Origin of the sequence: Streptomyces sp. NRRL F-525, from assembly GCF_000716605.1 — a bacterium.
Taxonomy (GTDB): domain Bacteria; phylum Actinomycetota; class Actinomycetes; order Streptomycetales; family Streptomycetaceae; genus Streptomyces.
This window is the reverse complement of record NZ_JNXE01000028.1, coordinates 44,474-67,879: the sequence shown is the minus strand read 5'-3', so window position 1 is coordinate 67,879 and position 23,406 is coordinate 44,474. Positions and strand designations below refer to the sequence as shown.

At 71.8% G+C, this 23,406-nt stretch carries 23 protein-coding genes and 1 riboswitch; of the genes, 12 read left to right on the top strand and 11 right to left on the bottom strand.

What is annotated here, in order from left to right; translation table 11 throughout:
- Positions 1 to 4: 4 nt before the first annotated feature.
- Positions 5 to 595: a membrane protein gene (locus tag OO69_RS32550; protein WP_033284455.1), complete on the bottom strand. Its 591-nt coding sequence runs from the start codon at positions 593 to 595 to the stop codon at positions 5 to 7.
- 30 nt (positions 596 to 625) lie between these two features.
- Positions 626 to 1,582: a 16S rRNA (cytosine(1402)-N(4))-methyltransferase RsmH gene (gene rsmH, locus OO69_RS32545; protein ID WP_078652663.1), complete on the bottom strand. Its 957-nt coding sequence runs from the start codon at positions 1,580 to 1,582 to the stop codon at positions 626 to 628.
- A gap of 417 nt (positions 1,583 to 1,999) precedes the next feature.
- Between rsmH and OO69_RS32540 the strand changes: the two genes are divergently transcribed.
- The 4 genes from OO69_RS32540 (at position 2,000) to OO69_RS32525 (ending at position 7,543) form a co-directional block, all read left to right on the top strand.
- Complete coding sequence (locus OO69_RS32540) at positions 2,000 to 2,548, top strand: beta-class carbonic anhydrase (RefSeq protein ID WP_033284515.1); 549 nt, start codon at positions 2,000 to 2,002, stop codon at positions 2,546 to 2,548.
- Between the two features lie 236 nt (positions 2,549 to 2,784).
- Positions 2,785 to 3,810, top strand: a complete 1,026-nt coding sequence (locus OO69_RS32535) for an AAA family ATPase (RefSeq protein ID WP_033284453.1) — start codon at positions 2,785 to 2,787, stop codon at positions 3,808 to 3,810.
- Positions 3,810 to 5,165: a DUF58 domain-containing protein gene (locus tag OO69_RS32530; protein ID WP_033284452.1), complete on the top strand. Its 1,356-nt coding sequence runs from the start codon at positions 3,810 to 3,812 to the stop codon at positions 5,163 to 5,165. Before OO69_RS32535 ends, OO69_RS32530 begins: the two co-directional genes overlap by 1 nt.
- Entirely contained in the window at positions 5,162 to 7,543 is a 2,382-nt protein-coding gene (locus OO69_RS32525) for a transglutaminase TgpA family protein (RefSeq protein ID WP_033284451.1), read from the top strand. The genes OO69_RS32530 and OO69_RS32525 overlap by 4 nt, the downstream gene beginning before the upstream one ends.
- A gap of 95 nt (positions 7,544 to 7,638) precedes the next feature.
- Here the strand turns inward: OO69_RS32525 and OO69_RS32520 are convergent, their stop codons facing one another.
- The 3 genes from OO69_RS32520 to OO69_RS32510 form a co-directional block, all read right to left on the bottom strand.
- Entirely contained in the window at positions 7,639 to 8,037 is a 399-nt protein-coding gene (locus OO69_RS32520; protein ID WP_033284450.1) for a DUF3040 domain-containing protein, read from the bottom strand.
- Positions 8,038 to 8,314: 277 nt separating this feature from the next.
- On the bottom strand, positions 8,315 to 9,085 hold the full coding sequence (locus OO69_RS32515) for a methyltransferase (RefSeq protein ID WP_033284449.1): 771 nt from the start codon (positions 9,083 to 9,085) through the stop codon (positions 8,315 to 8,317).
- Positions 9,086 to 9,345: 260 nt separating this feature from the next.
- Positions 9,346 to 9,885 (bottom strand): SAV_6107 family HEPN domain-containing protein, encoded by a 540-nt coding sequence (locus OO69_RS32510; protein ID WP_033284448.1) that lies wholly within the window; start codon positions 9,883 to 9,885, stop codon positions 9,346 to 9,348.
- 185 nt (positions 9,886 to 10,070) lie between these two features.
- Between OO69_RS32510 and OO69_RS32505 the strand changes: the two genes are divergently transcribed.
- The 5 genes from OO69_RS32505 to OO69_RS32485 all read left to right on the top strand — a co-directional run bounded on the left by OO69_RS32505 (position 10,071) and on the right by OO69_RS32485 (position 16,093).
- Positions 10,071 to 10,763 (top strand): ABC transporter ATP-binding protein, encoded by a 693-nt coding sequence (locus OO69_RS32505; RefSeq protein ID WP_033284447.1) that lies wholly within the window; start codon positions 10,071 to 10,073, stop codon positions 10,761 to 10,763.
- Complete coding sequence (locus OO69_RS32500; protein WP_033284446.1) at positions 10,735 to 12,819, top strand: YhgE/Pip family protein; 2,085 nt, start codon at positions 10,735 to 10,737, stop codon at positions 12,817 to 12,819. The genes OO69_RS32505 and OO69_RS32500 overlap by 29 nt, the downstream gene beginning before the upstream one ends.
- Positions 12,820 to 12,881: 62 nt before the next feature.
- A complete protein-coding gene (locus OO69_RS32495) occupies positions 12,882 to 13,511 on the top strand; it encodes a TetR/AcrR family transcriptional regulator (RefSeq protein WP_033284445.1) in 630 nt (209 codons plus the stop codon).
- A gap of 386 nt (positions 13,512 to 13,897) precedes the next feature.
- Positions 13,898 to 14,536 (top strand): DUF4126 domain-containing protein, encoded by a 639-nt coding sequence (locus OO69_RS32490; protein WP_033284444.1) that lies wholly within the window; start codon positions 13,898 to 13,900, stop codon positions 14,534 to 14,536.
- Between the two features lie 45 nt (positions 14,537 to 14,581).
- Positions 14,582 to 16,093 (top strand): phytoene desaturase family protein, encoded by a 1,512-nt coding sequence (locus tag OO69_RS32485; RefSeq protein ID WP_199811076.1) that lies wholly within the window; start codon positions 14,582 to 14,584, stop codon positions 16,091 to 16,093.
- Between the two features lie 54 nt (positions 16,094 to 16,147).
- Here OO69_RS32485 and OO69_RS32480 read toward each other — a convergent pair whose 3' ends face one another.
- The 6 genes from OO69_RS32480 to OO69_RS32455 form a co-directional block, all read right to left on the bottom strand.
- On the bottom strand, positions 16,148 to 17,152 hold the full coding sequence (locus OO69_RS32480) for a hypothetical protein (protein ID WP_033284442.1): 1,005 nt from the start codon (positions 17,150 to 17,152) through the stop codon (positions 16,148 to 16,150).
- Between the two features lie 56 nt (positions 17,153 to 17,208).
- Positions 17,209 to 18,132: a methylenetetrahydrofolate reductase [NAD(P)H] gene (metF, locus tag OO69_RS32475; RefSeq protein ID WP_033284441.1), complete on the bottom strand. Its 924-nt coding sequence runs from the start codon at positions 18,130 to 18,132 to the stop codon at positions 17,209 to 17,211.
- 119 nt (positions 18,133 to 18,251) lie between these two features.
- Complete coding sequence (gene thiE, locus OO69_RS32470; protein WP_033284440.1) at positions 18,252 to 18,911, bottom strand: thiamine phosphate synthase; 660 nt, start codon at positions 18,909 to 18,911, stop codon at positions 18,252 to 18,254.
- Positions 18,912 to 19,029: 118 nt separating this feature from the next.
- On the bottom strand, positions 19,030 to 19,401 hold the full coding sequence (locus OO69_RS32465) for an Rv2175c family DNA-binding protein (protein WP_033284439.1): 372 nt from the start codon (positions 19,399 to 19,401) through the stop codon (positions 19,030 to 19,032).
- 64 nt (positions 19,402 to 19,465) lie between these two features.
- Positions 19,466 to 20,695, bottom strand: a complete 1,230-nt coding sequence (locus OO69_RS32460) for an NAD(P)/FAD-dependent oxidoreductase (protein WP_078652662.1) — start codon at positions 20,693 to 20,695, stop codon at positions 19,466 to 19,468.
- A gap of 44 nt (positions 20,696 to 20,739) precedes the next feature.
- On the bottom strand, positions 20,740 to 21,078 hold the full coding sequence (locus OO69_RS32455; RefSeq protein WP_033284438.1) for a hypothetical protein: 339 nt from the start codon (positions 21,076 to 21,078) through the stop codon (positions 20,740 to 20,742).
- 51 nt (positions 21,079 to 21,129) lie between these two features.
- Positions 21,130 to 21,241, top strand: a riboswitch (TPP riboswitch).
- Here OO69_RS32455 and thiO point away from each other — a divergent pair.
- From thiO to OO69_RS32440, 3 genes are all read left to right on the top strand, one after another.
- A complete protein-coding gene (thiO, locus tag OO69_RS32450) occupies positions 21,239 to 22,402 on the top strand; it encodes a glycine oxidase ThiO (RefSeq protein WP_033284437.1) in 1,164 nt (387 codons plus the stop codon). It overlaps the preceding riboswitch by 3 nt.
- A complete protein-coding gene (gene thiS / locus OO69_RS32445) occupies positions 22,399 to 22,599 on the top strand; it encodes a sulfur carrier protein ThiS (protein ID WP_033284436.1) in 201 nt (66 codons plus the stop codon). The genes thiO and thiS overlap by 4 nt, the downstream gene beginning before the upstream one ends.
- A 3-nt stretch (positions 22,600 to 22,602) precedes the next feature.
- Complete coding sequence (locus OO69_RS32440) at positions 22,603 to 23,397, top strand: thiazole synthase (protein WP_033284435.1); 795 nt, start codon at positions 22,603 to 22,605, stop codon at positions 23,395 to 23,397.
- Positions 23,398 to 23,406 lie beyond the last annotated feature (9 nt).

Below are 23,406 nucleotides of genomic sequence, written 5' to 3'. Positions count from 1 at the left end.
TCCGTCACCTGCCGGGGATTGTCGGGGTGGAGGACTGTGCTGTGGATGACTGCGCGGTGGAGGTATGGGTTGTAGCGGTCCGGGTCGCGACCGGGGTGGCCGCGGGGGCCGGTGCCGGTACGGCGGCCGTGGGGGCCGGGCTCGAACTGGGGCTCGGGCTCGGCCTGCTGACGAGTGCTTCGGGGGCGAGGACCGCCGGTGTGCTCACGGTCTTCGCGGCGGCCTGTTCCGGGACACCCTTCACGGTGCCGTTCGGGTCGAGGAAGGCGGGGTCCCCGCCGGGCACCATGCCCAGCTCGTGGGCGCGGCGCTGGAGGGCGTCGGGGGCGGAGTACGCGTCGACGTCCCGCTGGAGCGCCTGCTCCTCGTCGGTGAGGCTCTTCGTCTGCTTCTGGAGGTCGTCCAGCTTGAACTGCCCTTCGCTGAGCGCGGAGTTCAGCACGAGCAGCGCGATCAGGCCGCCGCCCAGGAGGAGGACGACAAGGAGGACGAACGGGGTACGGGCCGCCTGGATCCCGTTCGCCTGCGCGGGCCCGGTCGGGAAGAGCCGCGCGAGACGGGCGGCCCTGCCCCTCAGTTCGGGTTTCCTACTCACTCACGCACCCCGCACTCACTTGGTACGTACTCACCCGATGTCCTCCCTGATGCGCTCGGCCCCCCGCAGCCGCGCGGGTGCCGCTCGCCGGTTCTCGGCGACCTCTTCCTCGGTGGGAAGTTCGGCACCGCGCGTCAGGAGCTTGAGCCGGGGCTGGTACTGCTCGGGCACAACAGGCAGCCCAGGAGGCGCGGTGTTGGCGGCGCCGGCCGCGAACACCTGCTTGACCAGGCGGTCTTCGAGCGAGTGGTACGACAGGACGGCGATCCGGCCGCCCACGGCAAGGGACTTCACGGCGGCGGGGATCGCGCTCTCCAGGACGGACAGTTCGCCGTTGACCTCGATGCGCAGCGCCTGGAAGGTGCGCTTGGCCGGGTTGCCGCCGGTGCGCTTGGCGGCCTGCGGCAGCGAGTCGCGGATCAGCTCGACGAGCCGCGCGCTGTTGCTGAACGGCTCCTTGTCACGCTCCCGGACGACCGCGGAGACGATCCGCTTGGCCTGCTTCTCCTCGCCGTACGCCCGCAGGATGCGGACGAGTTCACCGGGCGCGTAGGTGTTGAGGACCTCGGCGGCGCTGATGCCGGTCGTCTGGTCCATGCGCATGTCGAGGGGGGCGTCCTGGGCGTAGGCGAAGCCGCGGTCGGCCTCGTCGAGCTGCATGGAGGAGACGCCGAGGTCGAACAGGACGCCCTCCACGCGCGGGATGCCCAGGCGGTCCAGTACGTCGGGCAGTTCGTCGTAGACGGCGTGCACGAGGGTGGCCCTGTCCCCGAAGGGGGCGAGGCGCTCGCCGGAGAGGCGCAGGGCCTCCTTGTCGCGGTCGAGGGCGACGAGGCGGGCCTCGGGGAACTGGGTCAGCAGGGCCTCGCTGTGCCCGCCGAGGCCGAGGGTGCAGTCGACGACGACCGCGCCCGGCCGCTCCAGCGCGGGGGCCAACATGTCCAGGCACCGCTGGAGCATCACCGGGACGTGTCGACTCTGGCTCAAGGGGCCCTCTCAGATCCGGCACGGGCCCTACGCACCGCCGGGTCCCCGCCCGCTGTTGAAGGGGAAGCCTGCCGGCGCCGAAAGCGTCAGCCGACCGGGAGCGGGAGGAGGCCGAGCCGTACGTACGCGCCGCGCACGTGGGGAGAATCCGGAAAGTCGCCGGCGTCTCCGGGAAAAGTCCAGCAGGGAGAGCCTCGCCTCCCGGCTCGCGCAACTTTAGTCCACGCTGTCTCACGGTCAATCAACCGGCCTGCGCGTCGCGGGCCCGGGTGCGTGCGAAGCGTCAAAACGGGAAGAATCACCCGGACGGGCGCACCCCCGCCACCCGTGTGGGTTACCTCACAAGAGGACGCAATGACGCTCTTTTTCCCGTCCCGCACCAAGACCGCACCGCCGGTGACCAGTACCGTCATAGGTATGACGACCTCCGCATCCGTACCCACAGAGTCCGAAGGCGCCATAACCGACGGCGGGACCGTGACGGACCGCCTCGTCGAGGCCAACGGGCGGTACGCCGCCGCCTTCACCGATCCCGGGATGGACGCCCGTCCCGTTCTGCAGGTGGCCGTGGTCGCCTGCATGGACGCCCGTCTCGACCTGCACGCCGCGCTCGGCCTGGAACTGGGCGACTGCCACACCATCCGCAACGCGGGCGGTGTGGTCACCGACGACGTGATCCGCTCCCTCACCATCAGCCAGCGGGCGCTCGGCACCCGCAGTGTCGTGCTCATCCACCACACCGGCTGCGGTCTGGAGTCCCTCACCGAGGAGTTCCGGCACGACCTGGAGATGGAGGTCGGCCAGCGCCCCGCCTGGGCGGTGGAGGCCTTCCGGGACGTCGAGCAGGACGTACGGCAGTCCATGCAGCGTGTGCGCACCTCGCCGTTCCTGCTGCACACTGATGATGTGCGCGGCTTCGTCTTCGACGTGAAGTCGGGTCTGCTGCGCGAGATCGACCCCGCCTGACGCACCCGCCCGCCCCGAAACTTCGAAAAGTTCGCCCCTCGGACCGCCCAAAAGGTCGTAAGACCCGACAAAGCGAAGGCAGTTGTCCACAGGCGAGTGACACGAACCGGTAACGGCAACAAGAATGCGGGTGTGGCGTCGCGCGGAACTTTTTCCGCGCGGTGTCCGTGTTTCGGGGTGGGCCGGTCCGCAGTGCGTGCGCCGGCCCATGGAAAGAACGGGCCGAGGAGGGCCGGGTGACGACCTATGACGATCGAGCGAGCCTTACAGATCTGACCGCCACTGTGGAGCGAGTCCGCAGTTCGGTGGAAGGAGTGATCGAGGGCAAGCCCGAGGTCGTACGGCTTTCGCTGACCGTGCTGCTCGCCGAGGGACATCTTCTGATCGAGGACGTTCCGGGTGTGGGCAAGACAATGCTGGCCAAGGCGCTGGCGCGGTCGATCGACTGTTCGGTGCGGCGAATCCAGTTCACGCCCGACCTGCTGCCCTCGGACATCACCGGTGTGTCCATCTGGGACCAGCAGCAGCGGGACTTCGAGTTCAAACCGGGCGCGATCTTCGCCCAGATCGTGATCGGCGACGAGATCAACCGCGCCTCGCCGAAGACCCAGTCCGCGCTCCTGGAGTCCATGGAGGAGCGCCAGGTCACCATCGACGGCCAGACCTACGAGCTCCCCAGCCCCTTCATGGTGGTCGCCACGCAGAACCCGGTCGAGATGGAGGGCACCTATCCGCTGCCCGAGGCGCAGCGCGACCGTTTCATGGCCCGGGTCTCCATCGGCTATCCCAGCGCGGAGGCCGAGCTGCAGATGCTGGACATCCACGGCGGGGTCAGCCCGCTGGACGACCTCCAGCCCGTGGCCCACGCGCACGACATCGTCAAGCTGGTCGAGGCGGTCCGGGGCGTCCATGTCGCCGACCCGGTGCGCAGGTACGCGGTGGACCTGGTCTCCGCCACGCGCAACCACCCCGATCTCAGACTCGGCGCCTCCCCGCGCGCGACGCTGCACCTGCTGCGCGCGGCGAAGGCCTCCGCCGCCCTGAGCGGCCGTGAGTACGCCCTGCCGGACGACATCCAGGCGCTCGCGGTCGCGGTCCTGGCGCACCGCCTGCTGCCCACCGCACAGGCCCAGCTGAACCGTCGTACGGCGGAGCAGGTCGTCCAGGAGATCCTCCAGCGCACCCCCGTGCCCTCGGCGCCGACCCCGCAGAGCGGCCTGGGTCTCGGCGGGTACGGGCAGCAGCAGCCCCGGAGGCTGTGATGTCCACCGGGGAGGCGGAGACCGACCGGGACGAGAAGGGCGGTGTCCGTACGGCCCTGGCCGGGCTGACGACCCGTGGACGCTCCTTCCTGGCCGCCGGTATCGCCGCCGCGGTCTGCGCGTACGTCCTGGGGCAGAGCGATCTGCTCCGGGTCGGACTGCTGCTGGCGGTGCTGCCCCTGGTCTGCGCGACCGTGCTCTACCGCACCCGCTACCGGGTCGCGGGCAGCCGCAGGCTCTCCCCCGCGCGCGTGCCCGCCGGCTCCGAGGCCCGCGTCCATCTCCGGATGGACAACGTCTCGCGGCTGCCCACGGGCCTGCTGATGCTCCAGGACCGGGTGCCGTACGTGCTCGGCCCGCGCCCCCGCTTCGTGCTGGACCGGGTCGAGGCGGGCGGCCGGCGCGAGGTGTCCTACCGGGTCCGCTCCGACCTGCGCGGGCGCTACCCCCTGGGCCCGCTCCAGCTCCGCCTGACGGACCCCTTCGGGATGTGCGAACTGACCCGCTCCTTCTCGACCTTCGACACCCTCACGGTCATCCCGCGCGTGGAGGCCCTCCCCCCGGTCCGCCTCAGCGGCGAGGCCAAGGGCTACGGCGACGGCCGCAACCGCTCGCTGGCCCTGGCGGGCGAGGACGACGTGATCCCGCGCGGTTACCGCTACGGCGACGACCTGCGCCGCGTGCACTGGCGCTCCACCGCGCGCTACGGCGAGCTGATGGTGCGCCGCGAGGAGCAGCCCCAGCGCGCCCGCTGCACGGTCCTGCTCGACACCCGGGGCATCGCCTTCGCGGGCCAGGGCCCGGACTCCGCCTTCGAGTGGGCCGTCTCCGGCGCCGCCTCCGTCCTGGTGCACATGCTGGAACGGGGCTTCTCCGTACGGCTGTTGAGCGACACCGGCAACTCGGTGCCGGGCCAGGACGCCGACGGGTTCGCGGGCGCGAGCCAGGAGTCGGCGGACGCGGCCGGGCTGATGATGGACACCCTCGCGGTGATCGACCACTCGGACGGCTCGGGCCTGTCCCGCGCCTACGACGTCCTGCGCAGCGGGAACGAAGGGCTGCTGGTGGCCTTCTTCGGCGACCTGGACGAGGAACAGGCCGCGGTGGTCGCGCGGATGCGCCAGCGCAGCGGGGGCGCCCTCGCCTTCGTGCTGGACAGCGACGGCTGGGTGCGTGAGTCGACCGACGTCCCCGGTCCCGGGGACGAGCCCGAGGAGCGGCTGCGGATGCTGCGCGACGCGGGCTGGACCGCTGTGGGCGTGCCGCGCGGCGCGTCCCTGACCGATCTGTGGCAACAGGCCGACCGGGAGCGCAACGGCATCACCGCGACCGGCCTCGGGGAGGGATGGGCATGAGCGGGCGCGCACGACTGGCGATCTGCGCCTGGGTGGCCACACTGCTGGCGTCCTGCGCGATGCTGCCCCTGGTCTCCCCGGCGACCTGGATCATCCAGGCCGCCTTCATGCTGGCGATCCAGACCGGCGTCGGCGCGGCGACCCGCCGGGTGCCGCTGGCCAGGCCGCTGACCGTCGCGGCGCAGGCCCTGGTCACGCTGCTGATGCTGACCCTGGTCTTCGCGCACGCGCAGGCCCTCGCCGGGTTCGTCCCGGGTCCCGAGGCCTTCCAGCACTTCGCGGACCTGCTGCGGGAGGGCTCCGACGACGTCTCCCGGTACGCGATCCCGGCACCGCTGCACGACGGCATCCGCCTCATGCTCATCGGCGGTGTCCTGGTGATCGGTCTCGCGGTGGACACCCTGGCCGTCACCTTCCGCAGCGCGGCCCCGGCCGGACTGCCGCTGCTCGCGCTGTACTCGGTCGCCGCCGGACTGTCCGAGAGCAGTGTCAGCTGGCTGTGGTTCCTGCTCGCCGCCGCCGGCTACCTGATGCTGCTGCTGGCCGAGGGCCGGGACCGGCTCGCGCAGTGGGGCCGCGTCTTCGGCGGGGCACCGCGCACCACCCCTGGCTCGGACTCCTCGGGCCCGCTCGCCCCGGTCCGCACCGGGCGGCGGATCGGCGCGGTCGCGATGGCCATCGCCCTGCTGCCGCTGCCCACCATCTCGGGCGGCCTGCTGGACGCCGCCGGGACCGGCGTGGGCTCGGGCAACGGAAGCGGCGGCACGATCTCCGCGGTCAACCCGCTGGTCTCGCTCCGCGACAGCCTGAACGTGGACGAGAACCGCCAGGTCCTGTCCGTGCGCACCAACACGAACGACATCTCGGACATGTATCTGCGGATCGTGTCCCTGGACGACTTCGACGGCACCACCTGGAAGCCGTCCCAGCGGCACATCCAGGGTGTGCCGAACCAGTTCCCCACCCCGACCGGCCTCGGCGCCGACATCAAGCGCTCGGAGATCCAGACCCGGATCTCGGCCGCGGACTGGTACGCCCAGGACTGGCTGCCGATGCCGTACCCGCCCAGCCACGTGAGCATCGACGGCAGTTGGCGCTACGAACCCGTGGGCATGACGGTCGTGGGCGACCACGGCCAGAACACGCGGGGCGCGACCTACACGGTCAACAGCCTGGACGTACAGCCGACCGCGGAGCAGCTGGCCACGGCACCGGAGCCGTCGGCGACCCTGCGGAACCAGTACACGAAGGTGCCCAAGTCGCTGCCCTCGGTGGTGGCCGACACGGCCCGCAAGGTCACCGCGGGCTCGACCAGTCACTACGAGGAGGCGGTCAAGCTCCAGGACTACTTCGCGGTGACCGGCGGCTTCCAGTACGACACCCAGGTGGACGTCGGCACCGGCCGTGACGCGATCGCCAAGTTCCTGAAGGACAAGCAGGGCTTCTGCGTCCACTTCTCCTTCGCGATGGCGGCGATGGCCCGCACCCTGGGCATCCCGGCCCGGGTCGCGGTGGGCTTCGCCCCGGGCACCCCGGAGGCGGACGGCACGGTGTCCGTGGGCCTGAAGGACGCGCACGCCTGGCCCGAGCTGTACTTCGAGGGCGTGGGCTGGACCCGCTTCGAGCCGACCCCCAACCGGGGCTCGGTGCCGTCGTACACCCAGTCGACCACCCCCGGCAGCGATGTCCCGGACCCGGCCCTCCCCTCGGCCTCGACGAGCACGGCGCCCTCCGCGGCCCCCTCGGCGAGCGAGAGCTGCACGGCCCAGCTGCGGAAGCTGGACGGCTGCGCGAGCCAGGCCCCGGCGATCGCGGCGGGCGGCGACCCGCGCGGCCCCTGGTGGTACGTGCAGATGGTGACGCTGGGCCTTGGCGCGCTCCTGCTGCTGACGATCCCGTTCTCGCCGATGCTGTGGCGGACCCGGATGCGGTCCGTACGGCTGGGCGCGCACGGTCGTACGGAGTCCGAGGCGGCCCTCCACACGCTGGCCGTGTGGGAGGAACTGACCGATACCGCCTGGGACTTCGGGATCTCGCCCGACGATTCGCTGACCCCGCGCAGAGCGGCGGCGCGGATCGTGGACCTCGGGCATCTCGACCCGCCGTCGGCCGCCTCGGTGCACCGGGTGGCGGACGCCGTGGAGCAGGTCCTGTACGCGCCCCGGCCGCAGCTCGCGGCGGGGCTCGCCCAGGACGTGCGGCGGGTGGTCGTCGGGTTCCAGGACACGGCCGGCCGCTCCACGCGGCTGCGCGCACTGGTCGCCCCGCGCTCGACCGTCCGGGTGGTGTGGGCGCTGTCGGCCTGGCGGACGTCGGTGACGGCACGGGCGGCGGCGCTGCGGCCGACCCTGCGCAAGCCGTCCGGGCAGCAGGGCTAGGGCATACGGGAGGGGGTGACCACCGGTCCGGTGGTCACCCCCTCACTCGTCTTCGAGGAGCGCCGCGTGTGCTGCTCGCGCGGGGCCGGGTGCTGCTACTGGCCGCCCTGTTGCTCGTCGCGGCGGCGCTGCCAGCGCTGCTCGATACGATCCATCACCGAGCGCCGCTGCCGTCCCTGGCTGCGGGCCTGCGGAGCGCCTGCGGCGGGCTGTTCGCCAGGCTTGGGGGCCTTGCGCCAACCGGTCACGGCGAGAACCGCACAGCCCAGCATGACGAGGAATCCCACCACGCTGACCCAAATCTGCAGCGTGACCATGCCGGCGATGAGGAGCGCGATACCTACGAGGAAGCCGGCCACTGCTTGGTAGACCCGTCGCCGGGTGTACGTGCGCAGGCCGCTTCCTTCGAGCGCTGTCGCGAACTTGGGGTCTTCGGCGTACAGCGCTCGCTCCATCTGCTCAAGCATTCGCTGCTCGTGCTCCGAGAGCGGCACGGAGTCCTCCTCATCGTGCAGTCGCCGGGGCGACCCGGGGGGTCCCTTCAGGATAGGCAGGGAATCGCCCCCGTGAAACCCGCCCCTCTACGCCAATTGGCCAACCGGAACCCGTCATGGCCGTTCCGACTCGCTGAGGCTTCCATTCCCCAGGAGCCGTCCCGTCATGCCGGGCGGTCTCCCTCGATCATACGGCGCCGGGCCCCCGATCGGGGGGCCTGTGGCGTACTCCATGTGCTGTCGAGCCCCTGATCAGGGGTCCGGCGCGGGAGGCCACTCACGCCTCGCTGGCACCCCGCGTCTCGCCGAGCACATGAAGCTGCGTGGCCACGGAGTGGAACGCCGGGAGTTCGGCCGCCGCGGCCTCCAGCTTCAGCAGCGCGTCCAGGGCGCCGGGCTCGGTGTCCACGAGCACTCCGGGCACCAGGTCGGCGAAGACCCGCACCCCGTGCACGGCGCCGACGTCCAGGCCCGCGCCCTCGACGAACGCGGCGAGCTGCTCGGCGGTGAAACGGTGCGGGACGGGATCGGCCTCGCCCCAGCGGCCGTTCGGGTCGTCGAGGGCCTGCCGGGCCTCCTTGAAGTGGCCGGCCAGGGCGCGCGCGAGCACGGCACCGCCGAGCCCGGCTGCGAGAAGGCTGAGGACGCCCTCGGGGCGCAGCGCGGCCACCACGGTGCGGACGCCCTCGGCGGGGTCGTCCACGTACTCCAGGACGCCGTGGCACAGCACCGCGTCGTAGCCGCCGCGCTCGACCACGTCGAAGAGGCCGTGCGCGTCGCCCTGGACGCCCTGCACACGGTCGGCGACACCGGCCTCGGCGGCGCGGCGCTCCAGTGCGAACAGCGCGTTCGGGCTGGGGTCGACGACGGTGACGCGGTGCCCGAGGCGGGCGACGGGCACCGCGAAGTTGCCGCTGCCGCCTCCGGTGTCGAGGACGTCCAGCGCGTCCCGCCCCGTGGCCTTGACCCGGCGGTCGAGGGCGTCCTGAAGGACGTCCCAGACCACGGCGGTACGGAGGGAGGCGCGGGGGCGGCTCGGGTCCGACACGGCAGTTGACTCCTCGGCGCGGCACCGCCTGTGCACGGCGGAGCGAACGGGCTGCCTCCCCCGGCCCGGGTGCGGACGGAGGGGGAAGGCTTCAGGCGCCTTCCACCCTATTGCCTCCGGTGCCGTACCTGGTCATGTGTCTCGCGGGGAAGCGCTCCGCTGGTGGGAGCGGTGATCAACCTGCCGGCCGGTGGGGGCTGGTCGCGCGCACGCGGCGGAGCCGCATATCGACACAGCCCCGCGCCCCTTTGGGGCGCTGCTCACCCCGCGCGGTCCCCCGGCCGCTCCGGGTCCTGGCGTGGCTGGGGCAGGACCGGCTGGAGGACGAGCATGCGCTCGACCAGGCGCAGGAACATCGCCACGTCGCGTATGAGGTCGTCGGCGTCCCGGCGGGTCGCCGCGCCCTGGATGCCCGCCTCGGCCCGCGCGCGGCGCCGGGCGCCGGAGGCGAACAGGGCGCTCCACTCGGTGAGTTCGGGCGCTATCTCGGGGAGCACTTCCCAGGCGCTGCGGATACGGCCGCGGCGCCGGGCCGTGGGCTCCGGCTGGACGCGCGCGGCGAGGACCGCGGCGGCGGTGCGCAGGGCGGCCAGGTGGGCTGTCGCGTAGCGCTCGTTCGACGTCTCGAGGACGGCTGCCTCGTCCAGTCCGGCGCGGGCCTGGGCGAGGAGGTCGAGGGCGGCTGGTGGGGCCGTGGCCCGGCGGAGCACGGGGTGCACGTCGCTCGCCGGGCCGGTCAGTGAGGGGGCAGGGCCGGAGGCGCGGCGCCGACGGGCGGCGGCTGCGGACGAGTTGGCCATGACGAACCTCCTGTCGTCGTGTGACGGCACGCCCAGTCAGGTAGTGCCGTATGTGACCCATCGTGGGGTATGGCACTGACAATCCGTTCTGACCTGCACTTTTGCTTCGATCGAAGGTTCGGGTTACTTTTTGCACTGACCAGTCAGTTCAAATAGTTCGCTGTGCGGGCAGGGGGCGGGGAACCGTGGGTGGGGTCGGTGTCACGGCCGAGGACTTCGGGGTCGAGGGGCCGCGCGGCTGGGCGTTCCGGGGGATCTCCCTGGACGCAGGGCCCGGGTCGCTGATCGCCGTCGAAGGGCCGTCCGGGTCCGGGCGTACGAGCCTGCTGCTCGCGCTCACCGGGCGGATGAAGGCGTCCGAAGGGACCGTCGCCGTGGGCGGGTTGACGCTCCCGAAGCAGGCGGCCGCCGTACGCCGGGTCAGCGCGCTGGCCAATGTCGCCGGGGTCACCGACCTCGAACCGGCACTGACCGTCGGCGAGCATCTGCGCGAACGGGCGCTGCTGCAACGGCGGTTCGGGGACTCGGTGCGCGGACTGCTGCGCCCGCGTTCCGAGCGGGCCGTCGAGGCGGGCCTGCGGATCGAGCGTGCGCTGACCGCCGCCGGGCTCGACCGCGAGGCGCTGCCCAAGGGTGCGCGGACCGCCGTACGGGATCTGGAACGGCCGCAGGAGCTGCGGCTGTCCATCGCGCTGGCGCTCATCGGGCGGCCGGCACTGCTCGGGGTCGACGACGTCGATCTCAAGCTGTCGGATGCCGAACGGGCCGATATCTGGGACTTGTTGAGGTCGCTCGCCGATTCCGGGACGACTGTCGTAGCGGTGTCCACCGAGGGGACGGAGAAGGCCGATGCACACGCCACGACTGGCCGCGCTTGAGCTCAAGCGCTTCGGCAGGGGGAAGCTGCCGCGCGCCGCGCTCGTCGCCCTCCTGCTGCTGCCGCTGCTCTACGGCGCCCTGTACCTGTGGTCCTTCTGGGACCCGTACGGCCGCCTGGACCGCATCCCCGTGGCGCTCGTCAACGACGACAAGGGGGCGAGTGCCGACGGGAAGAAGGTCACCGCGGGCGAGGACATCACCAAGGGGCTGCGGGACAGCGGGACGTTCGACTGGCACGAGGTGAGTGCGGCCGCCGCGCGGAAGGGCGTCGAGGACGGCACGTACTACCTGTCGTTGACCATGCCGGCCGACTTCAGTAAACGCGTCTCCTCCAGTGCGGGCGACTCCCCGGAGACGGGCGCGCTCCAGGTGCGGACGAACGACGCGAACAACTACATCGTCGGGCAGATCTCCCGGACGGTGTTCAGCGAGGTGCGCTCGGCCGCGTCCACGAAGGCCTCGCGGACTTTCCTCGACCGGATCTTCGTGTCGTTCTCCGACATCCACGGGCAGACCGTGAAGGCGGCCGACGGCGCCGACAAGCTCAAGGGCGGTATCGGGACGGCCGAGGCGGGCTCCAAGGATCTCGCCGACGGCCTGAGGGACGCCAAGAAGGGCAGTGGCAAGCTCTCCAAGGGCCTGAAGAAGCTCGACACGGGCGCGGGCAACCTGGCGGACGGCTCGGCGCAGGTGGCGGCGGGGACGCAGACCCTCGCGGACACGGTCAACGGGGTCGCCGACAAGGCGGGCCCCTTCCTGAAGGACAACGAGAAGACCATCGGGGACACCGCCCAACTGGTGGCCGATTCCGCCAAGACGATCCGCGCCAACCTCGACGTCCTGGTGAAGACGGCCCCGGTCGCCGCCAAGGGCGCGCACGCGGCCTCGGACACTCTGGACAAGGTCTACAAGGCGCGCTGCGAAAGCGTCGTCCTGAAGGATGACGCCTGCCCCGACCTGAAGAAGGCCGTTACGGCCGCCTCCGATGTGGCGAAGGTCGCCGACGACGTGAACACCCTGGTCGTCGATCAGCACGGCGACCTGAAGAAGCTCGACGCGAACCTGGCCACGCTCCAGACGCAGGCCCAGGCCCTCGCCGACCACGCCCCGCATCTCTCCGAGGACCTCGACGACGCGGTGGCCAAGGTCGACAAGCTGAACGACGGTGCCTCGAAGGTCGCCGCGGGCGCCAAGACCCTGCACGCCGGGCTCGGCACGGCCAGCACCGGCGCCACCGACCTGGACACCGGCGTCGGCAAGCTGAAGACCGGCGCGGTGGACCTCAGCGGCGGCCTGTACAAGCTCGTCGACGGCTCCGGGAAGCTGGCCGGTGGCCTTCACGACGGCGCCGCGCAGATCCCGGACTACGACAAGCAGGACCGCGACCAGCGCACCGGGGTCATGTCCGACCCGGTCCACCTGGCCTCCCAGGACCTCCACAAGGCGCCCAACTACGGCACCGGATTCGCCCCGTACTTCATCCCGCTGTCCCTGTGGGTGGGCGCGATGGTGGCCTACATGCTGATCGCGCCCATGAACCGGCGCGCGCTCGCCGCCGGCGCCTCGGCCTGGCGGATCGCGCTCGCGGGCTGGCTGCCGGTGGTCGCGGTCGGGGTGCTCCAGACGGTGGCCCTGATGGCCGTACTGCACTGGGCGATCGGCCTGGAGATGGTGCGCGCGGCCGGCACGATCGGCTTCCTCTTCCTCGTGACGGCGTGCTTCGGGGCCATCGTCCAGTGGCTGAACGCACGCTTCGGGGCGGCGGGCCGGATCCTCGTACTCGCCCTGCTGATGCTCCAGTTGACGTCGGCGGGCGGCACCTACCCGGTGCAGACCAGCCCCGGCTTCTTCAACGCAATCCACCCCTTCTTGCCGATGAGTTACGTCGTCGAGGCCCTACGGAGGCTCATCACGGGCGGTGGCCTCGGACCCGTGTGGCACGCGTGCGTGGTGCTCGTCGCCTTCACCGCGGGGGCGCTCGCGCTGACCGCGCTGTCGGCCCGCCGCCGCCAGGTGTGGACGCTGGACCGGCTGCACCCGGAGCTGAGCCTGTGAGCGCGCGCGGGACCTCGGCACCCGTGCCCGAGGCGGGGACCGGGCCTGTGACAATCAGGCCCATGGAAAGCAGCAGCACCCCGTCGGGCGGCAGCACGCGCCGCGAGGCCACCCGGCAGAAGCTCTACGAGGCGGCCGTCACGCTCATCGCCGAACAGGGCTTCTCCGCCACCACGGTGGACGAGATCGCCGAGCGTGCCGGGGTCGCGAAGGGCACCGTCTACTACAACTTCGCCAGCAAGTCCGTTCTCTTCGAGGAGCTGCTGCGGCACGGCGTCGGCCTCCTCACCGCCTCCCTGAGAGAGGCCGCCGAGCAGACGGCCCGGGACGGCGGCAGCAAGGTCGACGCCCTGGACGCGATGATCCGCGCGGGCCTCGGCTTCATCGCCCGCTACCCGTCCTTCACCCAGCTCTACGTGGCCGAGCTGTGGCGCACCAACCGCTCCTGGCAGCCCACGCTCATGGTCGTGCGCCAGCAGGTGAACGCGGCCATCGAGGACGTGCTGCACGCGGGCGTGGCGGGCGGTGAGTTCAGCCCCGAGATCGATGTCCGGCTGACGGCGGCCGCCCTGGTCGGCATGGTCCTGGTGGCCGCCCTGGACTGGCAGTCGTTCCAGCCGGAGCGCTCCCTGGACGACGTCCACGCGGCGCTGTCCCGGCTGCTCCAGGGGCGGGTCAGCGGCGGCCGCTGACAACAGGTCACACCTGACGACAGGTCACAAGCAGAAGCGCCGGTCCGTTGTGGCCGCGTCCCCCGCGGGCCACCTCGAACCGGCGCCTCCTTGTGCTTCCCCCGTACGTTCCCCCTGTTGGAACCCCCGTTGGTCAGTCCCAGGGTTCCCCCGTGCCTCGCTTCCGCCGGAAATCCGGCGGAAGGAGCGGCCAAGGGCGCGGGCCCCGTTCCGCCGCCCCGTGTCGGCGGTTCCGGAGCCGCGCCCCTTTCCGTGCCCCTACTCTCTCGTTCGCGCAGGTCGCGCCCCATCCGCGCGCGTACTCATCTCACTCCCTAGGTACGGATACTCAGCCGTACGCACTCAGGCCCAGGACGCCATGTTGCCGAGTGGTTACTATCGCCTCCGTGTCCGTACTCCCCCTGGTCTTCACCAGCGGCTGGGCCAGCGGCGTCAACGCGTACGCGGTGGTGCTGCTGCTCGGGATCTTCGGCGCGACCGGAGTGACCGACGCGGTCCCCGAGTCGCTGCAACGCCCTGAGGTCCTCATCACAGCGGGCGTCCTGTTCCTGTGCGAGTCCGTCGCCGACAAGATCCCCTACCTCGACTCCCTGTGGGACTCCGTGCACACGGTGATCCGGCCGGCCGCCGGGGCCTGGGTCGGGGCGGTGCTCGCGGGCCACAGCGGTTCCATGAACGACGTGGTGGCGGGCCTGATCGGCGGTTCGTCGGCGCTGGCCAGCCATACCGTCAAGACCGGGACGCGGATGGCGATCAACACCTCGCCGGAGCCGTTCAGCAACGTGATCATGAGCTTCGCGGAGGATCTCGGCGTCGGCGGGATCGTCTCGTTCGCGATGTTCCATCCCCAGGCGGCGGCGATCATCGCGGCCGTGCTGCTGGTGGCCGGGCTCACGGTCCTGTTCTTCCTGGTCTCCCGGATCCGGCGCTACCTGCGCCGCAGAGCCCAGCGCCGGGAGGAGAAACGGCTCGCCTCACAGGTGGGGCACCCGCCCGGACGGCCACCGGACCAAGATCCCTGGTGATGCCCGCGGCCGTGACTGTCAGTGGCGGCCGATAAAGTCGCAGGCATGGCACGGATTGCGGTGATCGGCGCCGGCATGGGCGCGATGGCGGCCGCTGCCCGGCTGGCCGTCGCGGGCCACCGGGTGGCGGTGTACGAGCGTACGGAGACGTACGGCGGTGCGGTGCGCCGCTTCGAGCGGGACGGGTTCTCCTTCGACACCGGCCCCGGTCTGCTGCCCGTGCCCGCGGTCCACCGCGATCTGTTCATCAAGACCGGCAAGGAGCCGCTGGAGGACCTGGTCGAGCTGGTCCAGGTCGACCCGTCGTCCCGGCACGTCTTCGCGGACGGCACGGAGGTGTCGCTGCCGAACGCCTCCCGCGCGGGCGTCGTCACGGCCCTGGACGAGGCCCTGGGCGGCGGCGCAGGCGAGCGCTGGGGCGACTTCCTGATCCGGGCCCGCGAGGCCTGGGACCGCACCCGCAGGCCCCTCCTGGAGGAGCCCCTGTGGCCCAACTGGTCGGTGCTGGCCGACCAGGAGCCCTATCCGGCGGTCCCGCACAAGAAACTCCTGCGCACCCGGCGCGCGAGCACCCTCGCCGAGATCGGCGCCTGGGAGCTGCGCGACGAGCGCCTGACGGCCCTTCTGGAGAGCCACGCGCTCGCCTACGGCCTCGATCCCCGGACCGCACCGGCGAGCGCGGCCGTGCTGCCGTACATGGAGCACGCCTTCGGCACCTGGTATGTGCGGGGCGGCATACGGGAGTTGGCGCGCGCGGTGTACGAGCGGTGCGTGGCGAGAAGGGTCGAGTTCGTCTTCGGGGCCGAGGTCACCCGGGTGCTGGAGAAGGACGGTCGGGCGGCGGGAATCGAGCTCGCCGACGGGACGATGGTCGACGCGGACCATGTCGTGGCGGACGTCGACCCCGCGCGGCTGCGGGCCCTGACGGAGCGTCCGCTGGACGAGGACGGCGATGTGCGGGCCGACGCGGACTCGTCCCGGCCGGTGCGGTGCACGCTGCTGCTGGCCCTGCGCGGCCCGCGCGAGGACGGGGCCGTTCACCGGACGGTGGTCCACGCCCCGGACCGCGAGGCCGAGTTGGACCTCCTGGCCTCCCCCGGCGGCGACGAGCCGCGCTGCCCCACGGTGACGGTGCTGCGCCCCGACGACCCCGCGCTCACGCCCGACGGCGAGCACGAGTCGGCGGTGGTCTCCGCCGTGCTGTCCGGCGAGGCCGACTGGGACGACGAGGGCACGGTCCGGCGGTACACGGACTTCCTCCTGGAAGCCGCCGGACGGGCCGTACCAGGGCTGCGGGAGCGCCTGTTGTGGCACGAGGTGCGTACCCCGCGGCACACGGAGGGTGAGACGGGCACCCGCTTCGGTGCCGTGCCCGCGCCTTCGCTCGCCGCCGGGCAGGGCCGTTTCCTGCATCCCGCGAACACCACGCGCGTGCCCGGGCTCTACCGGGTCGGCGGCTGGTCCCACCCCGGCGGCGGACTTCCGCACGCCGGGATGTCGGGGGCGCTGGTCGCCGGACTGATCGTGGAGGGGCCGCAGTTCAGAGGGTCCCAGTAGACGGAGCCCACGTCCCAGTAGACGGGGCCCTAGCAGGACAGGTCTCGGCAGGCTTCAGAAACGGTACTGCTCGTCGTAGCCGGGGCCCGACTGAGGCTGCTGCTGCGGCTGTTGCTGGCCGTCGCCCTGGTAGGGGTACTGCTGCTCCGGCGGCATCTCGCCGCCGTAGGTCTCGTCGTTGCGCTGCTGCGGGACCCACACCCCGCCGGCCGGGGTCTCGCCGCCGTAGCCGCCGTTGCCGTACTGGTCCTGCGTGTAGCCCTGTTGGGGGTACTGCTGCTGACCGTCGTAGCCCGTGTCGTAACCGGTGCCGCCGTAGGTCTGGGTGCCGATGTACGGGTCGGAGTAGGCCGCGTACTGCTGCTGGCCGGTCGTGTCGTAGCCGTACTGCTGCTGGTCGTAGCCCGCGTAGTTGTTGTCGTAGCCGTAGTTCTGGTCGCCCGTCGCGTAGGCCTGGTCCTGGGTCTGGCCCGCGGCCGCCGCCGCGTACGCCTGGTCCGAGCCCTCGTAGTTGGGGTCCGTGGCGTTCGCGTACGCGGTGGCGTTGTACACGCCGTAGGAACCGGTGTCGTCCGGGAGGGGCTGCGGCTCGTAGACCGAGGTGGTCTCGGCGGCCGTGGGGGCGACGGGGCGGTTCGGGGTGAACACGTCGTCGCGGTCGTAGTCGTCGTCCTGGCCGAAGGCGGCCTTGTCCTGGCCGTACTCCTGGAAGCCGCTCTCCGCCCCTTCGAGGCCGGAGGCGTCCAGGTTCGGGTCCTGCTCGTCGGGCTCGCCGCGACGGCGCTTGAGGCCGCCCGCGCCCGGTCGGCCGGAGACCGCCCAACCGGCTTCGAAGCCGCGGCGGAACGACAGCGTGACGTAGGTCTGGCCGACCGCGAACGCCACGGCGCCCAGGCCGATCACGACGACGGAGGGGATCAGCACTCCGAGGACGACGCCCAGGAAGCCGACGAAGGCGAGCAGCCGCCAGCGCAGGCGTGCCTTGTACTGCAGCAGCACCTCGCCGAGCAACCACAGTGCGACGACGCCGAACGCGATGTAGAGGACCGTCCAGCCCATGTACGCCCCTCTCCCAGTGGCCGCTACGCAGTGTGTCCTATTCCGGAGCGACCGGTCTAGGCCCGCGGTGGGTGGTGCAGGCCCAAGTTCTCGTAGATTTCAAGTGACGCCGTGGAGCTGTTGAGCGTGATGAAGTGAAGTCCGGGGACTCCCTCGGCCAGCAGCCGGGCGCAGAACTCGGTGGCGAACTCGATTCCGATCGAGCGTACAGCGGCCGGATCGTCTTTGGCTGTGAGGATTCGCTCTTTCAGGGCGTCCGGGATGTCGGCGTTGCTGAGCTGCGGCAACCGCTCCAGCATCCGCACGCTGGTCACCGGCATGACCTCGGGGATGACCGGGGTCGCGCAGCCCGCGGCCCCGACACGGTCGCGCAACCTCAGATACGACTCGGGTTCGAAGAACATCTGGGTGATCGCGTAGTCGGCGCCGGCCCGGCACTTGTCGACGAAGTGCGCGACGTCCGTGTCCCAGTCCGGGGAGCGCGGGTGCATCTCCGGGAAGGCGGCGACGCCGACGCAGAAATCACCCGACTCCTTGATGAGCCGCACCAGTTCGGCCGCGTACGTCAGCCCCTCCGGGTGCGCCACCCAGTCGGCCATCGGGTCGCCGGGCGGGTCGCCGCGCACGGCGAGGATGTTGCGGATGCCCGCGTCGGCGTACTGGCCGATGATGTTGCGCAGTTCGGCGACGGAGTGGTTGACCGCGGTGAGGTGGGCGACCGGGGTGAGCGTGGTGTCGGCGACGATCTGCTCGGTCTCCCTGACGGTGCCCGCGCGCGTGGAGCCGCCGGCGCCGTAGGTCACCGAGACGAAGTCGGGGGCGACCGCCTCGACCCGCCGCAACGCGCTCCACAGGTTCCGCTCGCCCTTGGGGGTCTTCGGCGCGGAGAACTCGAAGGAGTACGTCGCTTTGCCGGTCGCGAGCATGTCCCGCACGGTGCGTGCGCGATCAGTCCTGGTCGATGCGGTTCCGAAGGCCATACCCGCAGGTTAGTCAGGGGGCGGCGGTCACCCAACCGGAAGTGGGAATTTGCCGGGTTTGTCGCCCTCTTGTCCACCCATCGGACAACAGCGCGACTTCCTGGACGCCCGTCAGAGCCTCAGAGCTGCCGCAGCCGCTTCGCGAACTCCGCCGCCGCCGCGCCCGGATCGTCGGCCTCGGTGATCGCCCGTACGACGACGACGCGGCGGGCGCCCGCTTCGAGGACCTCGTCGAGGGTGCCGAGGTCGATGCCGCCGATGGCGAACCACGGGCGGTCGGTGCCCAGGGCGGCCGTGTACCGGACCAGGTCGAGGCCGGGGGCGTGGCGGCCGGGCTTGGTGGGGGTGGGCCAGCACGGGCCCGTGCAGAAGTAGTCCACGCCCTCCTGGACGGCGGCCGCGGCCGCTTCGGACTCGGCGTGCGTGGAGCGGCCGATCAGGATGTCCTCGCCGAGGATCGCGCGGGCCGCGGGAACCGGGAGGTCGCCCTGGCCCAGGTGCAGTACGTCGGCTCCGGCGGCGTGGGCGACGTCCGCGCGGTCGTTGACCGCGAGGAGTCTGCCGTGCCGGGCGCAGGCGTCGGCGAACACCTGGAGGTGCTCCAGCTCCTCGGCGGCCTCCATGCCCTTGTCGCGCAGCTGCACGATGTCGACCCCGCCGGCCAGGACCGCGTCCAGGAACTCCGGGAGGTCGCCCTGGCGCCGGCGGGCGTCCGTGCAGAGGTAGACCCGGGCGTCGGCGAGTTCCGCGCGGGCGGCTGCTGCGGCGGTGTCGGGCATGGATGTGTCCCCCGTTGTCCTGCTGGTCGTGTGGTGGTGTCGCGCACGGGCCGCGGGCAGGGCCCTCTCAGGCAGGCCCTCGTGTCACCGCGGCCCGTGCACCGGTAGGTCGTGCGGGTCAGACGGCGAGCGCCTGGGCGCGGCGCTTCACCTCCGTGCCGCGATTCTCGCTCAGGGCCTGCGCGGGGGTGCCGGGCAGGCTGGGGTCGGGGGTGAAGAGCCACTCGAGCATCTCTTCGTCGGAGAAGCCGTCGTCCCGCAGGAGCGTCAGGGTCCCCGTGAGGCCCTTGACGACCTTCTGCTCGGCCCCGTCGATGAAGGCGGCGGGGACGTGCAGCGCGCGGTTCTCACCACGGCGTACGGCGATGACTTGGCCGTCCTTGACCAGCTGCCGCACGCGTGTCACCTCGACATCGAGCAACTCTGCGATGTCGGGCAGCGTGAGCCAGGCGGGGACGAGAGCATCGATCTTTGCGTCAATCTCGGTCACGTAAACAGCGTGCCATCCCGGACTGACAGTCGGAAGCCGGGCCGGTCCGACCCGGGGGTACGAACTAGGCGATAGCGGCCTTCATCGGGAGAGAAGCATCCACCAGCAGCGTGTGATCCATCGGCGTGGCCGACTCGATCAGGCGGCGGCCCTGGGCCAGGTCACGGGGTCGGCCGACCGCCAGGAGGGCCACCAGACGGTCCCCGCGCAGCCAGCAGACGCTCCACGCCGGGGTGGCCGGGTCCCCGCGCCACAGGGTGGTGTCGGCGGACGCGTGGTGACCGGCGTACTGGACGAACCGGCCGAACTGCTCCGACCAGAAGTACGGCACCGGGTCGTACACCGCCGGGCTCTCCCCCACGATGTTCGCGGCGACCGTGCGCGGCCCCTGGAGGGCGTTGTCCCAGTGGTGGACCAGGAGTCGCTCGCCATACCTTCCCGAAGGGAAGGAGGCGCAGTCGCCGACCGCGTAGACGTCCGGCACCGAGGTGCGCAGCCCGGCGTCGGCCAGGACCTCGCGGTGCGCGCCCAGTTCGATGCCCGAGCCCGCCAGCCAGGCGGTGGCGGGGCGGGCGCCGATGCCGACCACGACGGCACCCGCGGGCAGCCGTGAGCCGTCGTCGAGGACGACCTCGCCGGGTTCGACGTGCGCCACGCGTGCGTGCGTCCGCAGGGTGGCTCCGGCGGCGGCGTACCAGGCTGCCATCGGCGCGGCCACCTCGGCGGGCAGCGCCCCCGCGAGCGGCCGGTCCGCCGCTTCTACGACGGTCACCGCGCAGCCCGCCTCGCGCGCGGCCGTGGCGAACTCGGCGCCGATCCAGCCCGCGCCGACCACCACGATGTCGTGCTGCCGGGCGAGCACCGGGCGCAGCCGCTCGGCGTCGTCCAGGGTGCGCAGCAGATGCACCCCGGGGATGCCGTCGGCGCCCGGCAGCCGGATCGGTTCGGCACCGGTGGCGAGCACGAGGACGTCGTAGGGCACCGGGCCCTCGGCGGTGTCCAGTTCGTGGTCGGCGGGGCGCACGCCCACCACCTCGCGCCCCAACTGCACCTCGATGCCGAGCGCCTCGAAGTCGACGTCGAAGGCGGAGCCCTCGGCCTTGCCGAGCAGGACCGCCTTGGAGAGCGGGGGCCGGTCGTACGGCTGATGGGGTTCCGCGCCGATCAGGGTGACGGTGCCGGTGAAGCCCTGCTCCCGTAGCGCGACCGCGGTCTGCACCCCGGCCATGCCCGCGCCGACGACGACCACGCGCCGCCCTGCCACCGTGCCCTGGTCCCGCGTCTGCTCGCTCACTCGATCACCATAGACACCTGACAATTTGTCAGTCAGCGGGCGCGTCAGGTGACCTGTTCCACAATGCTGGTCCCGTTTCCCTCCTGGGACTCCCACTCCCAGGACTCGTCGAGGCGAATGCGGCCGTCGGGCAGCTCGACCACATCCGAAACGCAGTGCCCGGAGGACGTCGTCCCGTCGGTCTTCAACTGCACGTACCGGAAGTCGATCCGGTCCCCCGCGCGCGTGCCGACGAGACGCCCCCGTACGACGTCGCCGCCCTCGTACTCGGCCCAGATCTCGCCGTCCTGCTCGTGGTAGGTGAACCGCGTGCGCGTACTGACCTGACCTGGGGCCTGGTCCGCGACCGGGGCGAGGACGAGACCGTCGAGCGAGCGGGCCATGGACAGAGGCTCCCTTACTGGGACAGTGACAGCGGGCTAGGGTGGTCAAGGTAAAGCACTCGCGGGAGTCCGGACGTACCGGGCTGAGAGGGAGGCTGGCGGCCTCCGACCGTACGAACCTGATCCGGGTCATGCCGGCGAAGGGAGGGGCTGGACGCCCATGCCTGCACGTAACTCAGACGTCCTCGTCGTCGGGGGCGGGATCATCGGCCTGGTCACGGCCTGGCGCGCGGCCCAACGCGGCTTCTCCACGGCCGTGTTGGACCCGGAGCCGGGTGGCGGGGCCGCCCAGGTGGCCGCCGGGATGCTGGCCGCCGTCACCGAACTCCACTACGGCGAACAGACCCTGCTCGCCCTCAACCTCGCCTCGGCGCACCGCTACCCGGACTTCGCGGCCGAGCTGACCGACCTCACCGGCCTCGACCTCGGCTACCGCCGCTGCGGCACGCTCGCCGTCGCCCTGGACGCCGACGACCGTGCCCATCTGCGTGAACTGCACGCCCTGCAGCACCAGTCGGGGCTGGACTCGGAGTGGCTGTCGGGGCGCGAGTGCCGGCGCCTGGAGCCGATGCTCGCGCCGGGCGTGCGTGGAGGGCTCCGGGTCGACGGGGACCACCAGGTCGACCCGAGGCGGCTGGCGGGCGCGCTGGTGGCCGCCTGCGAGCGCGCCGGGGTCGTCTTCCACCGGACGTGGGCCGAGCGCCTCACGGTCGCGCGGGACCGCGCCACAGGGGTCGTGACGCGCGAGGACGAGACGCTGGGCGCGGACCAGGTCGTACTGGCCGCCGGCAGCCTCAGCGGGCAGCTGGAGGGGGTCCCTGACGACGTCCTGCCGCCCGTACGGCCCGTGAAGGGGCAGGTGCTGCGGCTGACCGTGCCGGAGCGCTACGCGCCGTTCCTGAGCCGGACCGTGCGGGCCGTGGTCCGTGGCAGCCAGGTGTACCTCGTGCCGCGCGAGAACGGCGAGCTGGTCGTCGGCGCGACCAGCGAGGAGCTGGGCTGGGACACGACCGTGACGGCCGGCGGTGTCTACGAACTGCTGCGCGACGCCCACGAGTTGGTCCCCGGGATCACCGAACTGCCGCTCACCGAGACCCGGGCCGGACTGCGCCCCGGGTCCCCCGACAACGCGCCGCTGCTCGGCCCGACCGCGCTGCCGGGACTGCTGCTGGCCACCGGGCACTACCGCAACGGCGTGCTGCTCACGCCGGTTACCGGCGACGCCCTGGCGCATGCGCTCAGTACCGGTGAACTGCCGGACGAGGCACGCCCGTTCACCCCGAAGCGGTTCGCCCGCACGCACCTCGTGGAGCAGCCCGCATGAACATCTCCGTCAACGGCGAGCACCAGGAGATCGCTCCGGGTACGCCTCTCGATGTGCTTGTACGGTCCCTCACCCCGGCCCCCTCCGGAGTGGCCGCCGCCCTCAACGAAACCGTCGTCCCGCGCGCGGAGTGGACATCGACCTCCCTCTCCGAGGGAGACCGCGTCGAGGTCCTCACCGCCGTCCAAGGAGGCTGACCCATGGCCGACGACCCCTTCGTCCTCGGTGGTACGTCCTTCACGTCCCGGCTGATCATGGGCACCGGGGGCGCCCCCAGCCTCGACGTCCTGGAGCGCGCGCTGGTGGCCTCCGGTACGGAACTCACGACGGTCGCGATGCGGCGCGTAAACGCTTCCGTGCACGGCTCGGTGCTGTCCGTGCTGGAGCGGCTCGGGATCCGGGTGCTGCCCAACACCGCGGGCTGCTTCACGGCGGGCGAGGCCGTGTTGACGGCGCGGCTGGCCCGGGAGGCCCTGGGGACCTCGCTGGTCAAGCTCGAAGTGATCGCCGACGAGCGCACGTTGCTGCCGGACCCGATCGAACTCCTCGACGCCGCCGAGACGTTGGTCGACGACGGGTTCACGGTGCTGCCGTACACGAACGACGATCCTGTGCTGGCGCGGAAGCTGGAGGATGTCGGGTGTGCGGCGATCATGCCGCTGGGCTCGCCGATCGGTTCCGGGCTCGGGATTCGCAACCCGCACAACTTCCAGTTGATCACCGGGCACGCGCGTGTGCCGGTGATTCTGGACGCGGGGGCGGGTACGGCGTCCGACGCGGCGTTCGCGATGGAGCTGGGGTGTGCGGGGGTGATGCTTGCGTCGGCGGTGACGCGGGCGCAGGAGCCGGTGCTGATGGCGTCTGCGATGCGGAGCGCGGTGGAGGCGGGGCGGTTGGCGTTCCGGGCCGGCCGTATCCCCCGCCGGCATTTCGCCTCGGCGTCCTCTCCTGCGGAGGGCCTCGCCGCCTTGGATCCCGAACGGCCCGCTTTCTAGGCCCCCTGT

What these genes read in the sequence shown, in the direction of transcription:
- OO69_RS32540 (WP_033284515.1), top strand. Translation starts at nt 2,000, where the DNA reads ATGACGACCTCCGCATCCGTACCCACAGAGTCCGAAGGCGCCATAACC.
- OO69_RS32530 (WP_033284452.1), top strand. Translation starts at nt 3,810, where the DNA reads ATGTCCACCGGGGAGGCGGAGACCGACCGGGACGAGAAGGGCGGTGTC.
- OO69_RS32525 (WP_033284451.1), top strand. Translation starts at nt 5,162, where the DNA reads ATGAGCGGGCGCGCACGACTGGCGATCTGCGCCTGGGTGGCCACACTG.
- OO69_RS32510 (WP_033284448.1), bottom strand. Translation starts at nt 9,885, where the DNA reads ATGGCCAACTCGTCCGCAGCCGCCGCCCGTCGGCGCCGCGCCTCCGGC.
- OO69_RS32500 (WP_033284446.1), top strand. Translation starts at nt 10,735, where the DNA reads ATGCACACGCCACGACTGGCCGCGCTTGAGCTCAAGCGCTTCGGCAGG.
- OO69_RS32495 (WP_033284445.1), top strand. Translation starts at nt 12,882, where the DNA reads ATGGAAAGCAGCAGCACCCCGTCGGGCGGCAGCACGCGCCGCGAGGCC.
- OO69_RS32485 (WP_199811076.1), top strand. Translation starts at nt 14,582, where the DNA reads ATGGCACGGATTGCGGTGATCGGCGCCGGCATGGGCGCGATGGCGGCC.
- OO69_RS32480 (WP_033284442.1), bottom strand. Translation starts at nt 17,152, where the DNA reads ATGGGCTGGACGGTCCTCTACATCGCGTTCGGCGTCGTCGCACTGTGG.
- metF (WP_033284441.1), bottom strand. Translation starts at nt 18,132, where the DNA reads ATGGCCTTCGGAACCGCATCGACCAGGACTGATCGCGCACGCACCGTG.
- thiE (WP_033284440.1), bottom strand. Translation starts at nt 18,911, where the DNA reads ATGCCCGACACCGCCGCAGCAGCCGCCCGCGCGGAACTCGCCGACGCC.
- OO69_RS32455 (WP_033284438.1), bottom strand. Translation starts at nt 21,078, where the DNA reads ATGGCCCGCTCGCTCGACGGTCTCGTCCTCGCCCCGGTCGCGGACCAG.
- thiO (WP_033284437.1), top strand. Translation starts at nt 21,239, where the DNA reads ATGCCTGCACGTAACTCAGACGTCCTCGTCGTCGGGGGCGGGATCATC.
- thiS (WP_033284436.1), top strand. Translation starts at nt 22,399, where the DNA reads ATGAACATCTCCGTCAACGGCGAGCACCAGGAGATCGCTCCGGGTACG.
- OO69_RS32440 (WP_033284435.1), top strand. Translation starts at nt 22,603, where the DNA reads ATGGCCGACGACCCCTTCGTCCTCGGTGGTACGTCCTTCACGTCCCGG.